Genomic DNA, 21,230 nt, shown 5'->3' with positions numbered 1-21,230 from the left:
ATAGTGGGAATTCATGCAGATATCCCGGGAGTTTACAGTGAGCGACCTGAGAACGGAAATTGAGAAAAGAAGAACCTTTGCAATCATCTCCCATCCGGATGCCGGAAAGACAACTCTGACGGAGAAGTTTCTGCTTTACGGAGGAGCGATCAACCTGGCCGGTTCCGTGAAGGGGAAGGCGACGGCACGCCATGCAGTCTCCGACTGGATGGACATCGAGAAGCAGAGAGGAATCTCCGTGACCAGCTCTGTCCTTCAGTTTCCGTACAAGGGATTCTGCATCAATATTCTGGATACACCGGGCCATCAGGACTTCTCGGAGGATACCTACCGGACACTTATGGCGGCAGATTCGGCGGTCATGGTCATCGATGCGTCCAAGGGCGTCGAGGCGCAGACAAGAAAGCTGTTCAAGGTCTGCGTCATGAGGCACATTCCCATTTTCACATTCATCAACAAGATGGACCGCGATGCGCGGGATACCTTCGATCTGCTCGATGACATCGAGACGGAGCTTGGAATTGCTACCTGCCCGATCAACTGGCCGATCGGGTCCGGAAAGAATTTCAAGGGTGTCTACGACAGAAGAGGCCGGCATGTCGTGACCTATTCCGGGACGGAGAAGGGGACGAAGGAAGGAACGGAAACCATCTATGAGATAGATGATCCGAAGCTGACAAGTTTTATCGGACAGGATGCGCAGGAAAAGCTGGAGGAGGAGATCGAGCTTCTCGACGGCGCCTCTGCCGCATTTGACCAGGAGAAAGTGTCAAAGGGAGAGCTGAGCCCGGTATTCTTCGGGTCTGCGCTGACAAACTTCGGCGTCGAGATCTTTCTGAACTATTTCCTGGAGATGACGATGCCGCCGCTTGCCCGCGAGGCGGACTGCGGCACGCTTGACCCGGTAAAGGAGCCGTTCTCAGCCTTCGTGTTCAAGATTCAGGCGAACATGAACAAGATGCATCGTGACAGGATCGCCTTCATGCGCATCTGTTCCGGAAAGTTCGAGGCGGACAAGGAAGTCTATCATGTGCAGGGGAAGCGTACGCTGCGGCTTTCGCAGCCGCAGCAGATGATGGCATCCTCCAGACATGTGGTCAGCGAGGCGTACGCGGGCGACATCATCGGGGTCTTCGATCCGGGCATCTTCTCGATTGGAGATACAGTCTGCATGCCGGGACATAAGTTCGCCTATGAGGGAATCCCGACCTTCGCGCCGGAACATTTCGCGCGTGTCAGGCCGATGGATACGATGAAGCGGAAGCAGTTTGTCAAGGGCATGACGCAGATTGCACAGGAAGGTGCCATCCAGATCTTCGAGGAGCCGAACGGAAGTCTCGAGGAGACCATCGTTGGCGTCGTCGGCATGCTGCAGTTCGATGTTCTGAAGTACCGACTGGAGAATGAGTACAACGTGGAGATCCGCATGGAGGATCTGCCGTACGAGTATATCCGCTGGATCGAGAATCCGGAGGAGGTACCGCCGGAGAAGATTACCGGGACCTCTGATATGAAGCGGATCGTGGATCTGAAGGGACGCCCGCTGCTTCTGTTTGTGAACAGCTGGTCGGTTGGCATGGTCGAGGAGCGCAATCCGAAGCTGAGGCTTGCGGAATTTGCCAGGTAACGGCGGAGACTCGCGGAATCCGGCGAATCGGAAGTTGTTTGACGGGCGGCGGTTGCAAACAACCCTTCTTTGTAATAGAATCGGTATGAATAAGTCTGAGGATAGTCAGGGAGGTTGTCACATGTCTTCTGAAACAGCTCATATCAATACCATAACGATGCAGACAGACGGCTGCGAGGGTGTCGTAAAGATCGCGGATGATGTGGTTGCGATCATTGCAGGGCTTGCGGCATCAGATGTGAAGGGTGTTGCCTCTCTGGGCGGGAACGTCACGAGGGACGTCATCTCGAGGCTCGGAATCAAGAGCATCGGCAAGGGTGTGAAGCTGTCTGTCGATGCAGACGGACAGGCGAATGTCACATTGTCTGTGAATGTGCGCTACGGCTACAATGTACCGGAAACCTGCGCAAAGGTACAGGACAGGGTCAAGACCGCGATCGAGACCATGACCGGGCTCTCGGTGGGAGAGGTCAACATCCGCGTCGCTTCGATTGTCGTCGGCAAGTCCCAGCAGCCTGCCGAGAAGGAATAACAGCATCATTATCGTACCTTTCATATCATCATAAGACACAGCAGAGGCTGTTGCAGAGATACTGGTGGTCCCGGTCGGGAGAGGTGTTCATGCAATGGCTTTTTCTGTACAGGGAGATTTTTATGACCAGAAGAGAACTGAGAGAGCATGTGTTCCGGATTCTGTTTGCCTGTGAATTCCTGCGGTCTCACAGACAGGATGCCCCGTACATGTGGCCGGACGAAGCGGCTGTTTCAGAGCAGATTGACCTGTATTTCACCCATGAAAGCGGGGAGGAGCTGGAGTTTCCGCCCTGTGAGGTGCAGCCACAGGATCAGGACGAGGTCCGCCAGCGGGCCATTGAGGTCTGCGCGAAGGTACCGGAGATTGACCGGATTCTGGATGAAACGTCGACCGGATGGAAGACCGGACGCATGGCCAGAACCGACCTCTGCATCCTGAGAGTCGCGGTATATGAGCTCCTCTTTGACGAGCATATTCCGGCGGGTGTGGCGATCAATGAAGCAGTGCTGCTTGCGAAGAAGTTCGGCGGTGAGGATTCCTCCTCTTTTGTCAATGGGATTCTCGCAAAAATCCAGCGCCAGAAGAACGCATGAGCACGCAGAGATCGGTCTACACAGTCGCCCAGGTTAACAGCTACATTCACCAGATGTTCTCGGCGGATCCCTTTCTGACAAGAATTTACGTGAAGGGAGAGATTTCGAACTGCAAGTATCATTCCTCCGGGCATATCTATTTCTCTCTGAAGGACGAGCTGGCTCAGGTAAACTGCATCATGTTTGCAGGAAACCGCAAGAAGCTGAATTTCCGGCTGGAAGATGGCCAGAAGGTCATTGTCTTCGGAAGCATGGGCGTCTACGAGAAGGGCGGAAGCTATCAGCTGTACGCATCGGCGATCCGGCTTGACGGAATCGGGGCGCTTTACGAGCGCTTTGAGGCGTTAAAAAGCGAGCTGTCGGAAATGGGCATGTTTGACCAGATGTACAAGAAGCCGGTTCCGCACTATATCAAAAGGCTCGGCGTTGTCACCGCACCGACCGGAGCGGCGGTTCGGGATATCATCAATGTGTCCAAACGGCGCAATCCCGGGATCGAGATCCTGCTTTATCCGGCACTCGTTCAGGGTGAAGGGGCGGCACAGAGCGTCGCAAGGGGAATCCGGCTGCTCGACAGCCATCATGTAGACACCATCATCGTCGGCCGCGGCGGAGGCAGCATCGAGGACCTGTGGGCATTCAATGAGCGGGTCGTCGCAGAGGCAATCTTCAATGCCTCAACGCCAATCATTTCCGCGGTCGGACATGAGACGGATTTCACCATTGCGGACTATGTCGCGGATCTGAGGGCACCGACGCCCTCGGCGGCCGCAGAACTCGCTGTAGATGACATGGTTTCCATTCGGTCTGGCATTGAGCAGGACAGGGTCCGGCTCAGAAATCAGATGACGCAGAAGTGTGCGTATGTCCGGAGAGAGGCGGAGGGATACCGGCTTCGTCTGCAGGCGAAGGGCCCGGCAGGCCGGCTCAGAGAGCGGATGATGCAGCTCGAAAACCTGCAGGAGCGGATGACAAATGCCTGCCGGGCCAGAGTTGACGGTGCGCGGGAGGCTGTGCGCGCTCTGAATTTTGGTCTGAAGATGAAGACAAAGATCCGGGAGACGGAAAATCTGCTCCGGGTGGCGGAGCCTCCGCTGAGGGCGGCGATGCGGCAGCGGCTTCAGGGGACGGAAGGCAGATACAGGGTACTTGAGGCGAAGGTACGAATGCTTTCCCCGCAGGACCATCTGAACCGCGGCTATGCCTTTGTTGCCGACAGCAGAGGAAAGGCTGTCCAGTCGGTATCCTCGCTTGTGCGGGGCGAGCTTTTGAACATCACGCTCCGGGACGGAAGCCTGGGCGCAACGGTACAGCAGATCCGGCCGGAAGGACTCCAGTCTCAGTCCGTGAAATAAAAAGGATGAGCATGGAGCGTTTCGAGTGAAGCTGCATATAGGAGGATCGATGGCGGAGAAGGGACAGGAAAACCGGAAGACGGACCAGAGTCAGGTACAGGAAACGGCAGATGGAATGACGCTGGAGCAGATCTTCAGTCGGCTTGAGGAAATCACAAAAAAAATGGAGAATCCGGAGACAGGACTGGAGGATGCCTTTGCTCTCTATAAGGAGGGAGATACCCTTCTGAAGGAGGCGGAGAAGCGGATCAGCCTTGTGGACAAACAGGTCCGGGCGCTGGAGGATGACGGGACGGAGGTCGATTTCCAGTAAACTGGATGAGGCAGCATCCTGTACGTATGATGATGCGCCGCGCATACAGGCAGAGCCGGCGTGCTGCAGAGAGAAGGAGGATTGTGCCAGAATGAATTTCGCAGAGGAACTGAAGAAGCGCACAAGGCATGCGGACGAAGTCGTCTGCTCTTTTCTCCCGGTGGCGGAGGGGGCGGATGAGACGCTTCTTTCGGCGATGAACTACAGTGTGCGGGCCGGCGGCAAACGCCTTCGCCCGCTGATGATCGAGAGCACCTGCCGGATGTATGGCGGAAATGAAAAACTGGCGGAGCCTTTCATGGCTGCCATGGAGATGATCCATACACACTCTCTGGTGCATGATGATCTTCCGGCGATGGATAACGATGAATACCGGCGCGGGAAGAAGACAACCCATGTTGTGTACGGCGAGGCGATGGCGATTCTGGCGGGTGACGGACTCCTGAGCCTTGGATATGAGACAGCGGCGGGAGCATTTGCCCGCTGCAGCGGGCAGGAGACGGCATATGTCGCAAAGGCGCTTCAGATTCTCTCCCAAAAGACTGGTCCCGGCGGTATGCTCGGCGGGCAGTCTGTCGATGTCGAGCTGGACGGGCAGCCGCTGTCAGAAGAGCAGATCGACTATATCTACAGCCATAAGACCGGGGCACTGATCGAGGCCTCGTTGATGATCGGCGCTGTGCTGGCCGGAGCGCCGGACACGGAGATTGCAAAGCTGGAGGCAATCGGGACCGATGTAGGCAATGCGTTCCAGATCCGCGATGATATTCTTGACATGACAGAAACGACGGAGGAACTCGGAAAGCCGGCAGGGTCGGATGAGAGAAATAAAAAGACGACCTATGCGGGCATACATGGTGTGGAGGCAGCAGAGGAGACTGTGAGACAGCTCTCGGCGCGCGCGCTCAGACAGTTTGATGATCTGGAGGCGGAGGAACCGTTCCTGAGAGCGCTTCTCGCCTCTCTGACGAACCGCAGGAAGTGAGCCTATGGTACTGGAAAAGATCAATCAGCCAGGTGATATCCGGAAGATTCCGCATGATCAGCTCCCGCAGCTGGCAGAGGAGATCCGGCAGTTTCTGATCGAGAAGCTGTCCATGACGGGCGGACACCTGGCTTCGAACCTTGGCGTGGTGGAGCTGACAATGGCACTTCACCTCGCGTTTGATCCGGCGAAGGACCGCCTGATCTGGGATGTGGGTCATCAGTCCTACACGCACAAAATTCTGACCGGACGCAAGGAGGGGTTCACCTCTCTGCGAAAGCTCGGCGGCATGTCCGGGTTTCCGAAGCGGTCTGAGAGCAGCTGCGATGTGTTCGACACCGGACACAGCTCCACCTCGATCTCCGCAGGACTCGGGATTGTCCGTGCGCGGGATCTGGCAGGTGAAAAATATTCGGTCGTATCGATCATCGGCGATGGGTCTGCGACAGGCGGCATGGTTTACGAGGCGATCAACAATGCTGCCAACCTGAAGACGAACTTCATCATCGTCTTCAACGACAACGGGATGTCCATTTCCAGGAATGTGGGCGGACTGAGCACGTATCTGTCTGATCTGAGAACGAGCGAGGGGTACACCGATCTCAAGAAGGCCACGGAGGATGCCTTAAGGCAGCTTCCGATTGCGGGGGACTGGGCGGTTGAGCGCGTCCGGCGGACAAAGAACAACCTCAAGACGATTCTGATGCCCGGCGGCGCACTGCTGGAGAATTTCGGCATCAAGTACTTCGGGCCGGTGGATGGAGCAAACATCGATCAGATGGTCCGGCTGTTCGAGAATGCGAAGAAGGTCGATGGACCGGTCATTGTCCATGTCCGGACAAAGAAGGGAAAAGGCTTCGGGCCTGCAGAGAGGATGCCGGAGCGGTTCCACGGAACCGGGCCGTTTGACATAGAGACCGGGCTGCCGAAGGTGAAGAAGACAAAGGCGGACTGGACAGACGTTTTTTCCACAGTCATGTGCAAGGAGGGGGCGAGGGTTCCGAACCTCTGCGCTGTGACGGCAGCGATGGCGGAGGGAACCGGCCTGAGGCGGTTCCGGGGGATGTATCCGGAGCGGTTTTTCGATGTTGGCATTGCGGAGGAGCACGCCGTGACGTTCTGCGCAGGACTTGCGGTCGGCGGGATGATCCCGGTCTTTGCTGTCTACTCATCGTTTCTGCAGCGTGGATTCGACCAGATGATCCACGACGTCTGCCTTCAGAATCTGCATGTTGTCTTCGCAATCGACCGGGCAGGCCTGGTCGGCGCGGACGGAGAGACGCACCAGGGAATCTTCGACCTGTCGTATCTGTCATTGATTCCGAACATGACGGTCATGGCACCAAAGAACAAGTGGGAGCTGGCGGACATGTTCCGCTGGGCAATCCACAAGGCGGACGGACCGGTGGCGATCCGGTACCCGAGGGGAAGTGTGTGCGACAGCTTTCAGGAATTCCGGGCCCCCGTTGAGAAGGGCCGCTGGGAGGTGCTCTACGATGAGAGCGATATCTGTCTGCTCGCAGTCGGAAGCATGGTTCAGACAGCGCTTGAGGTCAGGCAGCGCCTCAGACAGAACGGTTATTCCTGCACAATTGTCAACTGCCGGTTTGTCAAGCCACTCGACGAGGAGACGCTCACCCGGATGGCAGGAGAACACAAGCTGCTTGTCACAATGGAGGAAAATGTCCATTCCGGCGGCTTCGGAAGCCGTGTTCTGGAATACCTCTGTGCCATCGGAAGCTGTGTTCCGACGCTTGTGTGTGCGCTTCCGGACGCCTACATCGAGCATGGCTCGGTGGATGTGCTGAAAAAAGAGTGCTGCATCGACGCGGAGAGCATCTACGGAAAAGTGGTTTCCAGGTTTATCGGACTCTGACGGAGGGGAAAGTGAAAGAACGTTTGGATGTCCTTCTCGTGCGTGACGGTTTTTTTGATTCCCGCGAAAAGGCGAAAGCTGTCATCATGGCCGGTGAGGTTTATGTGGACGGGCAGAAGGAAGACAAGGCAGGGACAAAGTTTGATGTCTATTCCAGAATTGAAGTCAAGGGCAACCCACTCCCATATGTATCGCGTGGCGGCCTGAAGCTGGAAAAGGCGATCGGAACATTCGGCATCCGGCTGGATGGCCTGATCTGTATGGATGTCGGGGCTTCCACAGGCGGGTTTACAGACTGCATGCTTCAGAACGGTGCAGTCAAGGTCTATTCGATCGACGTCGGGCATGGACAGCTGGACTGGAAGCTGAGAAATGACAGCCGTGTGGTCTGCATGGAAAAGTTCAATGCCCGTTACCTGACGCCGGAGGATATCCCGGACAGGCCATCTTTTTCATCGATCGATGTCTCCTTCATCTCGCTGACAAAGATCCTGGAACCGGTCAGCGGCGTTCTGTCGGACGAGGGGCGCATCGCTGCCCTGATCAAGCCGCAGTTTGAGGCCGGACGGGAGAAGGTTGGCAAGAAGGGCGTGGTGCGGGATGCGGCTGTTCATGAGGAGGTCATCCGAAAGGTCCGCGATTATGCCCTGGAGCATGGTCTGACGCCGAACGGACTGACATTTTCGCCGATCAGAGGGCCGGAGGGAAACATCGAATACCTGATTGACCTTGTGAAAGGGCAGAAAGACAGCGAGGGCAGCGTGACGGACAAGCTGATCACAGAAGTCGTAAGCAGCGCGCACCTGAGTCTGGGCAAAACCGGGGAAGAGGCATGAACGGATTCTATGTCATTGCGAACCAGCAGAAGGATACCTGCCGCAGGGAGGCAGAGTTTATCCGGAAGTATCTGGAGGATCATGGAAAGAAGTGCTACATCCAGGAACAGGCGCGCTCTGCGCCGGATTCAAGATACAGGTACACGGATGCGGGAGCCATTCCTCCCGATGTGGAGGGGGTTCTGGTTCTCGGCGGGGACGGTACGCTGATCCAGGCATCCCGGGATCTGGTGGAAACGGGGCTTCCGCTGCTTGGCATCAACATGGGATCGCTCGGCTATCTGGCGGAGATTGATCTTCAGAATGTCCCGGTTGCGCTGGACCGACTGATGGGGGATGATTTTTCCATCGAGGACCGCATGATGATCGCTGGAACGGTCTATCACCAGAACCGGGTGCTGATGCGGGACATGGCGCTGAACGATATCGTCATCGGGAGGCGTGCGATGCGGGTCATCGACATCAACCTGTTTGTCGATGACATTTTCCTGTGTTCCTACCGGGCGGACGGCTTCATCGTGTCGACGCCAACCGGATCAACCGGCTACAGCCTTTCAGCAGGAGGGCCGATCGTTGAGCCGGAGGCTTCTCTGATGCTGCTGACGGCTGTCGCTCCGCATACCCTGACCTCCCGCTCCATTGTCCTGCCGGATAATGTGGCGGTGACAGTGGAGGTTACAAAAGGAAAGGCGGAGGACCGGGAGAAACCTGCAGAGGCGATGTTCGACGGCGACACCTCAGTGGCACTCACGCCTGGAAGCAGGGTGGTCGTGACGAAGGCGGAGAAAAAGACGCATATCATCAAGATCAACCATACAAGCTTTGTCGAAATCATCCGGCAGAAATTGAGGTAAATGAATTTGAAAATCAACAGGCATGCAAGAATACTCGATCTGATCAGCCGCTACGAAATCGGGACCCAGGAGGAGCTGGCGGACTATCTGAACAAGGACGGGTTTGTGGTGACGCAGGCGACGATTTCGAGGGACATCCGCCAGCTTCATCTCACGAAGATTCCGACTGAGAAGGGCCGTCAGCGCTATGTGGCGCTTGAGACACAGAAGGCTGACAGCCTGATGGACGAGAAATACCTGAGGGTTCTGAAGGCGGGCTACGTGTCGATGGACAGCGCCGGAAACATCCTGGTGATCAAGACGGTATCCGGGATGGCGATGGCGGTGGCTGCCGCGCTGGATGCCATGAACTGGCCGCAGATTGCCGGCTGCATCGCCGGAGACGACACGATTTTCTGTGCCATCCACTCCCTGGGTGACACACCGGTCGTGATGGACAAGATCCGGGGGATCTGCACCGGCCGGGATGGAGAAGAGGGAAGCGACGCGGGAGAACGTGCGCAGGGGTAAGTGAATGCTGAGAGTACTTCACGTGAAAAACATGGCGCTGATCGAGGAGGAAAAGATTGAGTTCGGGGACGGACTCAACATCCTGACCGGGGAGACAGGCGCCGGAAAATCGATCCTGATCGGTTCGCTGGGGGTCGCGCTCGGTTCAGGATCCTTCAAGGATTTCGTGCCGGAGAATGCAGATCATGCGTCTGTAGAGCTGATTTTCGATACTCAGTCCGGCAGAGTAAAGGTATGGCTGGAGGAACACGATATCCCGGACATGGATGGACAGATCATCATATCCAGATCATTCCGGAAGGGCCGGTCCATCTCCCGGATCAACGGAGAAGTTGTTCCGATCGGGCTTGTCAGGGAACTTTCTTCCGATCTGATTGATATCCATGGGCAGCATGAACATCAGTCACTCTTGTATCCGAAGTATCACCTGCAACTGGTCGATGACTTTGCAGGGGAGGAACTGGAGAAGAAAAAAGAGCGGTGCAGGATGCTCTATCAGGCGTACGCCTCTGCCTCGCAGAAACTGAAGGAAGCGCTGCGGGATGCAGGAGACCGGGCAAAGAATATGGATTTCATCAGCTTCGAGGTCTCAGAGATCGACGATGCAGGCCTTCGCCTTGGTGAGGATGAGGAGCTGGAGAACCGCTTCCGTTTTCTCTCGAACGCCCAGAAAATCATGGAAGCGCTCTCAGTGGTCCAGCGGCTGACCGACGGTGATGGCGAGACCGATGCGTCCTCCCAGATCTCGAGGGCATCGGGGGAGCTTTCCGCCGTTGCGTCCTACGATGAGGAGCTGATGCAGCTTCAGAGCACCCTTTCGGATGCAGAAGGCATGCTCAGCGACTTCACACGCGCCCTGTCCGGCTACATCGACGCATTCAGCTATGATGAGCAGGAATTTTCGGAGGTCTCCGACCGGCTGGACCTGATCAACCATCTGAAAATGAAGTATGGCAGGACGATTGAAGATATCCTGTCTTACCGGGATGCGCGGCAGCAGGAGCTTGATCGTCTGAGCAATTTCGATGCCTATGTCAGCGGACTGAAGGCGGAAGCGGAGAAGAGCCGGAAAGAGCTGCTGGAGGTCTGCGGAGACATTACAGCCCTGAGAAAAACATCGGCGGAGAAGCTCACGGAACAGATTGTCCGCTCTCTGAGGGACCTGAACTTTCTGGATGTCCGGTTTGAGATTCATTTTGAGAAGCTGAAGGAACCGTCCAGCAACGGAATGGATGAGGCATCATTTCTGATATCGATGAACCCGGGTCTTCCGCTCCGGCCGCTTCAACATGTCGCCTCCGGCGGCGAGCTGTCAAGAATCATGCTAGGCATCAAGACCGTGATGGCGAAGAAGGATGAAATTGAGTGTCTGATTTTTGATGAAATCGATACCGGAATCTCCGGACGGACAGCCCAGAAGGTTTCAGAAAAGATGGCGCAGCTCTCCAGGGACAGACAGGTCATTGCGATTACGCACCTGGCTCAGATCGCGTCGATGGCGGATGTACATTTCCTGATTGAGAAGCACTCCGAGGACGGCAAGACGCACACCGGCGTCCGGCAGCTGACAGGAGAGGAGATCACGGATGAGCTTGCCAGAATACTTGGAGGCGTCCAGATTACGGATGCGGTGCGCGCAACTGCAGCTGAGATGAAGCGGCTGGCAGATGAGAAGAAGAACAGCTATTGACGATAAAGGAGAATACCTCAGATGATTGAGATGATGGTAAAGAAAACAGGACGGCAGATTCTGGCAGCGGTGCTCGCAGGCGTGATGCTCTCCGCGGCACCGGCATATGCAGCACAGAGTCAGACCACTGAGAAGGCGAGTAGCGCCGTCAGTGGAACTGTGAAGTTGCAGGCAGAGAAGGAACAGACAGAGGGCAGCCAGGAGATGCCCGGGGAAACAGACAGTGTATTCAGTGAGTCTGAGGCAGAGTCGGAAATTGAGGCGACGGTTGATCTTGACGCACTGAAGGAAGCGAAGAATGAGAACGGACTGAAGGCAGATGACTGGCTTCCGATCGGGTCGGTTGTGCTGCTGAACGGTGCAAACAAGTCCCTGATGGTCATCTCGAGATTCGTCTACAACGTTGACGATGGCAAGTATTACGAGTATTGCGGCTGTCTGTATCCGGAGGGTATCTCCGACAGCGAATACTACTTCTTCAACCACAATGAAATTGGTCTGGTGGTTCAGAAGGGCTTTGAGGATGAATATGAGAAGCTTTACCGGACAACCGTTCTGGACGGGATTAATGTCAGCCTGCTGAATCAGGAAACGGATACAGAGGCGGAATCGGAGACAGAGAGCTGACACCCGTTCACAAATTGAACACAGTTCCATAACAGGAGCGACACACAATGCGTTTACTTTAGACGTTGACAGTTGTGTGTCGCTTTTTTGCCTGATCGACACAAATCTTCAAAAAATTAAAGGAGCAAAGTCATGGAAAAGGCAACGGTAAGAAGCAACAGAGCCGGGATTGCGAAAAATGTGGTCCTGGCAGGAGTGCTGTGCAGCGCCATCGCGGCATGGTCCTTCACATCGGTTAACGCGTATGCTGCCGGCAGCAGCACAGCCTCGCAGTCGGAGACAGAGGCACCGGCCCCCACCGTATCGGGAACGGACGTCGTGTTCAGCACGGATTATCCGGGTGTGTCTGTCAAGCCGGGAGACTCCACCACATTTTCACTCTATCTGACAAATGACGGGGACAAACAGGACACGGTTGAGCTAAGCGCCGCAGATCTGCCGGATGGCTGGACAGGAAGCTTCAAGGGCTCATCGTCAGAAGTTTCGATGGTTCATGTCGCGGCAGCGCAGACAAAGGAGGCTTCGCCGACACTGAGCTACGCACTTTCCATTCCGGAGGACGCGAAGGAGGGAACCTACAACCTGACGCTGGAAGCCAAGGGCGACAGTACCGATGCAAAGCTTCCGCTGACAGTCAAGGTCGACAAGAATGAGAAGGGTGTTGCAGCCGGCGAGTTCACGGCAGAGTATCCGGAGCAGCAGGGCGCTTCTTCCACAAATTTCAGCTTTTCCACGACACTGAAGAACAACGGTTCTGCGAACGCAACGTATGCGCTGGCAGCTGACAATGTTCCGGATGGATGGACCGTTACGTTTACACCGTCCGGGGCATCTGCACAGTCGGCTTCCGTACCGGTTGACGCAGGATCAAGCTCCTCCATCACGGTTGCAGTCACACCGTCCAAGGATGCCAAGCAGGGTGATTATGAGATTGACTGCACCGCAACATCCGGCGATGAAACACTGAAGCTGCCGCTGACCGTCACGGTCACGGGAACATATGGGATGACTCTGACGACTCCGTCCGGGAATCTCTCTGCGAAGGCTTATGCCGGAGAGGGCAAAAAGGTTACCCTCGAAGTCCAGAATACAGGAAATGTCGCACTGAAGAATGTCCAGCTGACGTCTCAGGCATCCACGGACTGGAATGTTGAGTTTGACAACAGTACAATCGACTCGATCGATCCGGGTGCGTCCAAAGAGGTAACCGCAACCATCACACCGGCAAAGGATGCAGTCATCGGAGATTATGTCACAGCGATTACGGCGAAGAACGATAACGCAAGCTCAGAGGCGGATCTGCGTGTTTCTGTCCAGAATCATACGGGCTGGGGCGTTGTCGCCATCGTGATCATCGCAGCACTTGTTGTCAGCCTTGGGGCTATTATCCGCAAGTTCGGCAGGAGATAAAAAATGTCGGAAGATTATACAATCATCCGCACCAAAGACCTGACGAAGGCTTACGGCAGCAAGGTGGCAGTCAATCATCTCAACCTCAGCATTAAAAAGGGAGAGATTTTCGGGCTGCTCGGACCGAATGGTGCGGGAAAGACGACGACGATACTGATGCTGCTCGGACTGACGGAGCCGACACTCGGAAGTGCCGCGATTGATCGGCATGACTGCACGAGAGACTCCCTTCAGGTCAAGCGCATTACAGGGTATCTTCCGGACAATGTCGGCTTTTACGGGGACATGACCGGAAGAGAAAACCTCCGCTTCACAGCACGCCTCAACGGAGTGCCGGAAAAGGAGATTGATGGCAGGATCGACCAGCTGCTGGAGCGGGTCGGAATGACTTATGCCGGTAACCAGAAAACGAGCACCTATTCAAAGGGTATGCGGCAGAGGCTCGGGATTGCCGATGTCCTGATGAAGGATCCGGAGGTCATCATCATGGATGAACCGACCCTCGGACTGGATCCGGAGGGCATGCGGGAGTTTCTGCAGCTGATCAAGCAGCTGTCTGTCGAGGATGGAAGAACCGTGCTGGTTTCCTCCCATCAGCTCTATCAAATCCAGCAGATCTGCGACAGGGTCGGAATCTTTGTCGGCGGTAATTTGATCGCGTCTGGCAAGATCAATGAGCTGGGAAAGAAGATTGTCTCGGAAGGACATTATGTTCTTGAGATTGAGGTGGAGCCCTGCGATGATCGGTTCCTTGGCTTCATCGGCACACTGGACGGTGTGAAGAAGGTGTCGAAGGAAGGCGACCGCTTCATCATCGAGTCGGACAGGGATCTTCGGAAACAGATCACGGAGTTTCTGGGTGTGAATCACTATACGCTGCTCCACCTACGTCAGAAGGGCGGAGACCTGGATGAGATATACAGGGTTTATTTTGAACAGGCAGAGGAAGAGGAGGCAAAACATGTCAAGTCCGGTAAAGAGCACGGCAGCAGAAAAAAAGCCTGAGGCCGGGACAAAAAGACAAGCCTCCGACAATCGGGCCTGGTTCGGGATGAAGCCGAAGAAGGAAAAGGGACTCGATGCCGTCAGGGAAAAGGTCGACAGTGTTGTCGGGAAAATGGAGTCCCCGAAGGACCCTGAGGCGGAAGCGGCTGCCGAGGAGAGACGCCAGGTACGCTATCACAGTCTGGATGCACTGTACAGGAAGGAGCTCGCAGATCATATCAGCAGCAAGCGCCTGGTCATCATTCTGGTGATTGTCGCAGCGCTGTCGATCGCGAGTGTGTACGGTGCGCTGACGGGTATAAAATCTGCGATGGATGCGGCGGCTTCGGGAAAGGGAGATTCCTTTGACACGACCTTCATGTTCCTGAAGCTGTATACAACCTCGGGCAATTCCATTCCATCCTATATGTCTCTGATTGCACTGATCGGGCCGTTCATCGGGCTGATTCTGGGGTTTGACGCGATCAATTCCGAGAAGAGCAACGGGACGCTGAACCGGCTTGTCTCTCAGCCGATCTACAGGGACTCCATTATCGTCGGAAAGTTCCTGGCGTCGGCAACGTTGATCACAGTCATGGTGTTTGCGACCGGCATCGCGGTTGGCGCGGCGGGCTTCCTTTTCTCCGGGATCAAGCCGGATGGAGAACAGATTGCGAGAGTGCTGATCTATCTGATTTATACGATCGTGTATATCTGCTTCTGGCTGGCCATGTCAATGCTGTTCTCGGTGTTCACACGCCATGCGGCGACCTCCGCACTCGCATCGATTGCGCTGTGGCTGTTCTTCGCGATCTTCATGAGCCTGCTTGCAGGGATCATCGCGGACGGCGTGTATCCGGTCAGCACGGAGTATCAGCAGGCGGTCAACGCATTGAAAAATGCAAACCTGAACACAGGGCTGAACCGCATATCTCCGTACTACTTGTATTCGGAGGCCGCGTCCATTATCATGAACCCGGCCGCGAGAGCCATCAACGCGGTCTCCTACGCGCAGCTGGTCGGAGCCATCAGCGGATATCTGTCCCTGGGTCAGAGTCTGCTTCTGGTCTGGCCGCATCTGGTCGGACTGCTGGCGCTGACATTTGTCTCATTTGAGATTTCCTATGTCGGCTTTATGAGACAGGAGATCAGAGGAAACTGATACAGCGAAGCCACCGGCAGCCTGAAAAGGCTGCCGGGAGGCGGAAGAACGGATTTCTTCTGTTGAGATACCCACCGGCAGCTGATGAACCCTGCTGAGCCGCTAAAAGCCCTTGAACTGAGCCGTGAAATGGCATAAAATAAAGCGATGCATGGCGGAATGAAAAGATGCGATGCGATCTACGGATATGTGATAAGGACATAAGGAGGAATTTATATGGTATCAGCAGGCGATTTCAGGAACGGCATTACACTGGAGATCGATGGACAGGTTATGCAGGTCATGGAGTTTCAGCATGTCAAGCCGGGCAAGGGGGCGGCATTTGTTCGTACCAAGCTCAGGAATGTCATCGATGGCGGCGTTGTCGAGAGAACGTTTCGCCCGACTGAGAAGTTCCCGCAGGCAAGAATTGACCGCATCGATATGCAGTATCTGTACCAGGACGGCGACCTGTATAACTTCATGAATGTTGAGACCTACGATCAGATCGCGATCAACAGCGATATTGTCGGCGACAGCATGAAGTTCGTCAAGGAGAACGAGAACGTGAAGGTTCTTTCCTACAACGGCTCTGTGTTCGCAATCGAGCCGCCGCTGTTTGTAGAGCTTGAGGTCACCGAGACCGAGCCGGGCCTGAAGGGCAACACCGCTACAGGTGCAACCAAGCCGGCAACCGTTGAGACAGGCGCACAGATTCAGGTACCGCTGTTCGTCAACACGGGTGATAAGCTGAAGATTGATACCAGAACGGGAGAGTATCTGTCGCGCGTATGATGTGACAGATGCCATACAGGTTATGAGGGATGAAAAAGGGGATTCGCGGATATCCGCGAATCCCCTTTTTTGAATAACAAACACACCGGACTTATGTGATATTTGCAATACAGAGCCATCTGATCAGACCGAGAATCATCAGATGGACAGGATAGAAAAGGTAGAAAAAGTACTTCAGCCGCAGGCCTCGCTTTCCATTGTACAGGTAGCAGAGAATAAACGAAGGCGGGGCATATGTTTCCCAGGCGATCGCGGCAGCACCTGCAAAGCACTGAACCAGCCGTTCCTCGTGGAACAGATAGAGGACAACGATCAGAAAAACACCCCGGAAGCTGTAATCGGTCATGAGTCCCCTGGCGAATGTCATTCCGCACAGGGCAATGACCAGGCGGAGCATCCTGCGGAAGCGGAACTGGTCCATCGTCCAGATGGTCCAAAGTCCGATCAGAAGTGTGAAATAGACATTCTGTTTAAGCGGGTAGAACCAGCCGGGCTTGAGAGCCAGATCGAACGGAATCTCGGAGATCAGTGCGAAAACAAAGAGTCTCCCCATGTATTTGCGGACGTCGTGTGTGTGATAGTAGCCCTCGACGATGAGAAAGCAGAAGATGGGAAACGCAAGCCGCCCGATCTGACGCATGACAGTATAGACGGGCAGAATCTGATTGTAACGGGCAGCATTTGCCCGGATGGCTGGCTGATTCAAAAGCTGCAGGACAACAGAGGCGCCGGTATGGTCAATCAGCATCGTGATGCAGGCAAACAGCTTCAGCGTGCTGGAAGACAGGCCATACCGGGAGCCGGACAGGCCGTCCATCAGCCGGCTGTGTGAGACACGTTGTTCCTCCATAGGAATCCTTTCGAAGTACCGGCACGTTCCAGTCCGGTCAGAAATCAGAATGATCAGTCCAAAGTGTATCACCAATGCCGCAGGATGAAAAGATACCCGCTGTGCCTGGCAAATAAACGAAATGGTAATTATAATACAAGGTGTATCCGAAGATGGCAGAAGTAAGAATGCCCGCAGACAATGGCTGAAGGAAAACAGGATAGCCAGGAAAGAAACGGAGACGAAATGCTGAAAATACTTGTGACGAACGATGATGGAATCGACGCTCCAGGCATAGCGAAACTGGCGGCTTGCGCGGCAAAACTGGGGATGGTGACGGTGGTAGCGCCGAAGAGCCAGTGTTCGGGGATGTCGCACCATATTACACTGAACCGGCCGATGGAACTGAAGGAGAGGCTGGATTTTCCTGTGAAGGGAGTGAAGGCATACAGTCTTGACGGAACGCCGGCGGACTGCGTCAGGTCGGTTGTCCACGGGATGCTTGATCCGGACGCCGGGAGAAAGGGTGCCGGAACGGAGGCGTATTTTAAACAGAATCCGCATTTTCCGGACATTGTGTTTTCCGGGATCAATGCGGGGGCCAATGCAGGCTATGATATTGTTTATTCAGGAACTGTCGGAGCCGCGATGGAAGCAGTACTTTACGGAATCCCGGCTGTCTGTTTTTCCCAGGAACAGGCGGGATGTGATGAGGCTGTAGACCGGTATCTGGATCAAATCGCCGGAGAGCTGATTCACAGACGGCTCCCGGCAGGACAGATCTGGAATGTCAATTTCCCAAGAGTGAGTCTGAAGGCGCTGAAGGGAATCCTTTATGACCGTGTGCCGGACCACTGGTGCATGTACCACGACTATTATATCGAACATAATGGATACGTGACCGTCACGGATGAGAAACGGACAACAGGAGACATCAGGACCGATATCGGAGCCATTCTCGCAGGATACATTTCAATCGGAGTTGTATCCAATCCGGTCGTGTGAATGAAAAATCTGCTGTTCTTTTCAGCCGCGGAACCGGGAAATGGCGTTTTTCGGAAGGCTCGAAGCTGTACTCGAAACTGTGATTTGTTTGTGTACGGATTCCAATGGAAGATGGAAGGTGCTACAATGGCCTTAACAGATAAAGGTTTTCGATGATAACAAGGGAGGTCTCGGTATGTCATTGCTGGATGATCTGGGCGGAAAGCTCAATAAATTGACCGGAAAGCTGAAGGATGCGGATCTTGGAGACAAGATCAGCGAGGTTGGGAATAATGTGGCGGATGCCCTGAGTATGGGTGCAAAGACCGCATACGGCAGGGCAAAGAATGCTGCCGAGGTCGGTGGCCTGAAGCTCAAGCTGGCGGACGCAAGAAAGGAAGAGGCCGCTGCGTTCGAGAAGTTCGGGCGCAGATATATGGAGCTCCACGGGGAGGATGCCGATCCGGATCTTCTCGATGAGATTGAGGCAATCAAGGCGGCCGGCAGAAAAGTCGAATCAATCCGGAAGGCCATCGAGGATTCCAGGGCTGCGCAGGCAGCTGCTGAGGCGGAGATGAAGGAGAAGGCTGAGGAACAGAAGGCTGCCGATGTAGAAGAAGACGCGGGCGACGAGTTTTCCGAGACGGTGACGGAGGAGGAGCGTCCTGCGGAGCATACAGAAGAAGGGGATGCATCGAAAGAAGCGGAAGAAGAAAGCGTATCGGAGCCTGAGAAGGCAGCTGATCAACAGCCGGACGAGCAGAACTGAAGTCAGAATGAATAGTTTGTGATGGAAAGATCAGGAATCCCTTCGGGTGAATTCCTGATCTTTTTTTATATGAATTTTCGGCACTCGCATGCAAGCATGCGTGGTGGCGGACTTTTAACACTGTCATCATTCTAACAAATTGCTAGCACTCACTAAATATGAGTGCTAAATTTTTCTTGACTTTTGCCTCAGGCAGAACTAGAATCTCTGCATATAAGGTCAGGTATGACCGCTTTCCAATTCATGAAATGCAGGAGGCGAAACCAATATGGAAACCAGAACAGGTAATGTTTCAATCAACAGCGAGAACATGCTGCCGATTATCAAGAAGTGGCTGTACAGCGACAAGGACATCTTTGTCCGGGAGGTTATATCCAACGGCTGTGATGCTATATCTAAGCTGCACAAGCTGGAGATGATGGGAGAATATCAGTATCCGGACAAGTTCAAGGATTCGATCCGGATTCTTGTCAATCCGGATAAGAAGACCGTGAAATTCATCGATACCGGCCTCGGTATGACCGCTGAGGAAGTGGAGAAGTACATCACCCAGATTGCTTTTTCAGGCGCGACAGCATTTTTTGAAAAATATAAGGATAAGGCGAACAAGGATGACATCATCGGACATTTCGGACTGGGCTTTTATTCTGTGTTCATGGTGTCCGACATGGTCACGATCGATACGCTGAGCTATCAGAAGGATGCGAAACCGGTTCACTGGGAGTGTGATGGCGGAGACACCTACACGATTGGCGATGGCGACTACAGCCAGGTCGGTACCTGCGTGACCCTTCATCTGAATGAGGACAATCTGGAATTTGCCAATGAATATCGCATGCGTGAGGTGCTGGAGCGCTACTGCAGCTTCATGCCGGTTGAAATCTTCCTGAGCAAGGAGGACGCGCCGCAGGAATACGAGGAAGTGAAGCCGGACGAGGTGAAGGAGGACGACGTTGTCGTCGGGCCGGTTCATCATGATGCGGTGACTCGTGAAGAGGATGACGGAAAGGGCGGCAAGAAGACGGTCGAGGTCGAGCCTGCAAAGGACATGGTAAAGATCAACAAACGCCCGGTTTCCATCTCCGATATCCATCCGCTCTGGCAGAAGACACCAAGTCAGTGCACCGATGATGAGTACAAGGATTTCTACCGCAAGGTATTCAATGACTACCGGGAGCCGCTGTTCTGGATCCACCTGAATATGGACTATCCGTTCAACATGAAGGGGATTCTGTACTTCCCGAAGATCAACACCGAGTACGAGTCAATCGAGGGAACCATCAAGCTCTACAGCAACCAGGTCTTTGTCGCCGACAATGTCAAGGAGATCGTGCCGGAGTACATGGTCGCACTCAAGGGCGTTGTGGACTGCCCGGACTTCCCGCTGAACGTATCCCGTTCCGCGCTTCAGAATGACGGATTTGTGAAGAAGATGTCCGACTATATCGCTAAGAAAGTCGCGGACAAGCTTGTCGGCATGTGCAAGACAAAGCGCGATGATTTTGAGAAATATTGGGATGACATCAATCCGTTCCTGAAGTATGGCTGCCTGAAGGACGAGAAGTTTGATGAGCATATCAAGGACTACATGCTCTTCAAGGACATTAACGGGAAGTATTTCACGCTGAAGGAATACCTGGAGCACATTGCGCCAAAGAACGCGGAGCAGGCTGCTGAAGATCAGTCAGAGGCAGCTGGAAAAGCGGCGGAAGGAACGGTCGAGGGTGCCGGAACATCTTCAAAGGCAGTGGAATCAAAGAAGGCCGATGATACGGTCGATTTCACAGAGAATCCGGAAGAACTGAAAAAGAAAACCGACAGCCAGAGCGATGAGGAGAAGGCTGACCGGATGGCAGAGGGCAAGACAGAGGACCAGAAGTCCGGCGACGGGAAGGAAAAGCCGGAAAAGACCGTCATCTACTACGTCACAGACGAGGTTCAGCAGGGACAGTATATCCGGCTGTTCAAGGAACAGAAGCTGGATGCAGTTGTCATGAAGATGAACATCGATACGCCGTATATTTCCAAGCTGGAGTCTCAGAATGAGAACCTTTCCTTCCGCAGGATCGATGCAGATGTCACCGGCTCTCTGAAAGAGGAGGGTGATGCTGACAGCCTGAAGAAGGAGACGGAGGAGCTTCAGAAACTGTTCAAGGATGCTCTGAAGAAGGATAAGCTGACGGTCAAAGTAGAGAAGCTGAAGGATGAGAATATTTCCTCCGTCCTGACGCTCTCCGAGGAAGGCCGCCGCATGCAGGACATGATGAAGATGTACAGCGCCGGCTCCGGCAGCATGGATACGGACATGTTTGCCCCGGATGAGACACTGACGCTGAACGAAAACAACAAAATTGTGAAGTATATGCTGGCTCATCAGGATGGAGCGCACACGGACCTGTTTGCAAAGCAGCTGTATGATCTGGCAGCGATTGCGAATGGTCCGCTGAAGCCGGATGAGATGGCGGACTTTATCAGAAGATCCAACGAGATGATGCTGCTTGTGGCTGAGGAGTAATT

General features: G+C 54.4%; 20 protein-coding genes. 19 read left to right on the top strand and 1 reads right to left on the bottom strand.

Going from position 1 to position 21,230, the window contains the following annotated elements:
• The first annotated feature begins 13 nt into the window (after positions 1–13).
• From FYJ35_RS04455 to efp, 16 genes are all read left to right on the top strand, one after another.
• Positions 14–1,627 carry a peptide chain release factor 3 gene (locus FYJ35_RS04455; RefSeq protein WP_154523749.1) on the top strand — a complete coding sequence of 538 codons (1,614 nt, stop codon included), beginning with the start codon at positions 14–16 and terminating at the stop codon, positions 1,625–1,627.
• Positions 1,628–1,748: 121 nt separating this feature from the next.
• A complete protein-coding gene (locus FYJ35_RS04450; RefSeq protein WP_154523746.1) occupies positions 1,749–2,159 on the top strand; it encodes an Asp23/Gls24 family envelope stress response protein in 411 nt (136 codons plus the stop codon).
• Between the two features lie 122 nt (positions 2,160–2,281).
• Positions 2,282–2,755, top strand: coding sequence for a transcription antitermination factor NusB (gene nusB / locus FYJ35_RS04445; RefSeq protein ID WP_154523743.1), 474 nt, complete (start codon positions 2,282–2,284; stop codon positions 2,753–2,755).
• Positions 2,752–4,110: an exodeoxyribonuclease VII large subunit gene (gene xseA, locus FYJ35_RS04440; RefSeq protein WP_154523740.1), complete on the top strand. Its 1,359-nt coding sequence runs from the start codon at positions 2,752–2,754 to the stop codon at positions 4,108–4,110. The genes nusB and xseA overlap by 4 nt, the downstream gene beginning before the upstream one ends.
• 49 nt (positions 4,111–4,159) lie before the next feature.
• A complete protein-coding gene (gene xseB, locus FYJ35_RS04435; RefSeq protein ID WP_154523737.1) occupies positions 4,160–4,423 on the top strand; it encodes an exodeoxyribonuclease VII small subunit in 264 nt (87 codons plus the stop codon).
• Positions 4,424–4,514: 91 nt separating this feature from the next.
• Positions 4,515–5,408 carry a polyprenyl synthetase family protein gene (locus FYJ35_RS04430; protein ID WP_154523734.1) on the top strand — a complete coding sequence of 298 codons (894 nt, stop codon included), beginning with the start codon at positions 4,515–4,517 and terminating at the stop codon, positions 5,406–5,408.
• 4 nt (positions 5,409–5,412) lie between these two features.
• Entirely contained in the window at positions 5,413–7,284 is a 1,872-nt protein-coding gene (gene dxs / locus FYJ35_RS04425) for a 1-deoxy-D-xylulose-5-phosphate synthase (protein WP_154523731.1), read from the top strand.
• A gap of 11 nt (positions 7,285–7,295) precedes the next feature.
• On the top strand, positions 7,296–8,120 hold the full coding sequence (locus FYJ35_RS04420) for a TlyA family RNA methyltransferase (protein WP_277067246.1): 825 nt from the start codon (positions 7,296–7,298) through the stop codon (positions 8,118–8,120).
• Positions 8,117–8,974, top strand: coding sequence for an NAD(+)/NADH kinase (locus tag FYJ35_RS04415; RefSeq protein WP_154523728.1), 858 nt, complete (start codon positions 8,117–8,119; stop codon positions 8,972–8,974). The genes FYJ35_RS04420 and FYJ35_RS04415 overlap by 4 nt, the downstream gene beginning before the upstream one ends.
• Before the next feature lie 6 nt (positions 8,975–8,980).
• Positions 8,981–9,484 carry an arginine repressor gene (locus FYJ35_RS04410; protein ID WP_154524018.1) on the top strand — a complete coding sequence of 168 codons (504 nt, stop codon included), beginning with the start codon at positions 8,981–8,983 and terminating at the stop codon, positions 9,482–9,484.
• A 4-nt stretch (positions 9,485–9,488) separates the two neighbouring features.
• Complete coding sequence (gene recN, locus FYJ35_RS04405; RefSeq protein ID WP_154523725.1) at positions 9,489–11,174, top strand: DNA repair protein RecN; 1,686 nt, start codon at positions 9,489–9,491, stop codon at positions 11,172–11,174.
• A 21-nt stretch (positions 11,175–11,195) separates the two neighbouring features.
• Positions 11,196–11,801 (top strand): DUF4176 domain-containing protein, encoded by a 606-nt coding sequence (locus tag FYJ35_RS04400; RefSeq protein WP_154523722.1) that lies wholly within the window; start codon positions 11,196–11,198, stop codon positions 11,799–11,801.
• Between the two features lie 132 nt (positions 11,802–11,933).
• A complete protein-coding gene (locus FYJ35_RS04395) occupies positions 11,934–13,211 on the top strand; it encodes a COG1470 family protein (RefSeq protein ID WP_154523719.1) in 1,278 nt (425 codons plus the stop codon).
• A 3-nt stretch (positions 13,212–13,214) separates the two neighbouring features.
• A complete protein-coding gene (locus tag FYJ35_RS04390) occupies positions 13,215–14,216 on the top strand; it encodes an ABC transporter ATP-binding protein (RefSeq protein ID WP_154523716.1) in 1,002 nt (333 codons plus the stop codon).
• Entirely contained in the window at positions 14,173–15,357 is a 1,185-nt protein-coding gene (locus FYJ35_RS04385) for an ABC transporter permease (protein WP_235906360.1), read from the top strand. Before FYJ35_RS04390 ends, FYJ35_RS04385 begins: the two co-directional genes overlap by 44 nt.
• Before the next feature lie 216 nt (positions 15,358–15,573).
• Positions 15,574–16,131 carry an elongation factor P gene (efp, locus tag FYJ35_RS04380; RefSeq protein ID WP_154523713.1) on the top strand — a complete coding sequence of 186 codons (558 nt, stop codon included), beginning with the start codon at positions 15,574–15,576 and terminating at the stop codon, positions 16,129–16,131.
• Positions 16,132–16,222: 91 nt separating this feature from the next.
• On the opposite strand, the gene FYJ35_RS04375 is transcribed toward efp, so the two are convergent.
• Positions 16,223–16,981, bottom strand: a complete 759-nt coding sequence (locus FYJ35_RS04375) for a TraX family protein (protein ID WP_235906359.1) — start codon at positions 16,979–16,981, stop codon at positions 16,223–16,225.
• 225 nt (positions 16,982–17,206) lie between these two features.
• On the opposite strand from FYJ35_RS04375, the gene surE reads away from it, so the two are divergent.
• The 3 genes from surE (at position 17,207) to htpG (ending at position 21,228) form a co-directional block, all read left to right on the top strand.
• On the top strand, positions 17,207–17,965 hold the full coding sequence (gene surE / locus FYJ35_RS04370; RefSeq protein WP_235906357.1) for a 5'/3'-nucleotidase SurE: 759 nt from the start codon (positions 17,207–17,209) through the stop codon (positions 17,963–17,965).
• 175 nt (positions 17,966–18,140) lie between these two features.
• Positions 18,141–18,713: a prolipoprotein diacylglyceryl transferase gene (locus FYJ35_RS04365; RefSeq protein ID WP_154523710.1), complete on the top strand. Its 573-nt coding sequence runs from the start codon at positions 18,141–18,143 to the stop codon at positions 18,711–18,713.
• A gap of 268 nt (positions 18,714–18,981) precedes the next feature.
• Positions 18,982–21,228, top strand: coding sequence for a molecular chaperone HtpG (gene htpG, locus FYJ35_RS04360; RefSeq protein ID WP_154523707.1), 2,247 nt, complete (start codon positions 18,982–18,984; stop codon positions 21,226–21,228).
• Positions 21,229–21,230 lie beyond the last annotated feature (2 nt).

It is taken from the genome of Porcincola intestinalis, assembly GCF_009696445.1.
GTDB lineage: Bacteria > Bacillota > Clostridia > Lachnospirales > Lachnospiraceae > Porcincola > Porcincola intestinalis.
The sequence above is the reverse complement of the archived record's forward strand: the minus strand, read 5'-3'. Positions and strand labels throughout refer to the sequence as shown.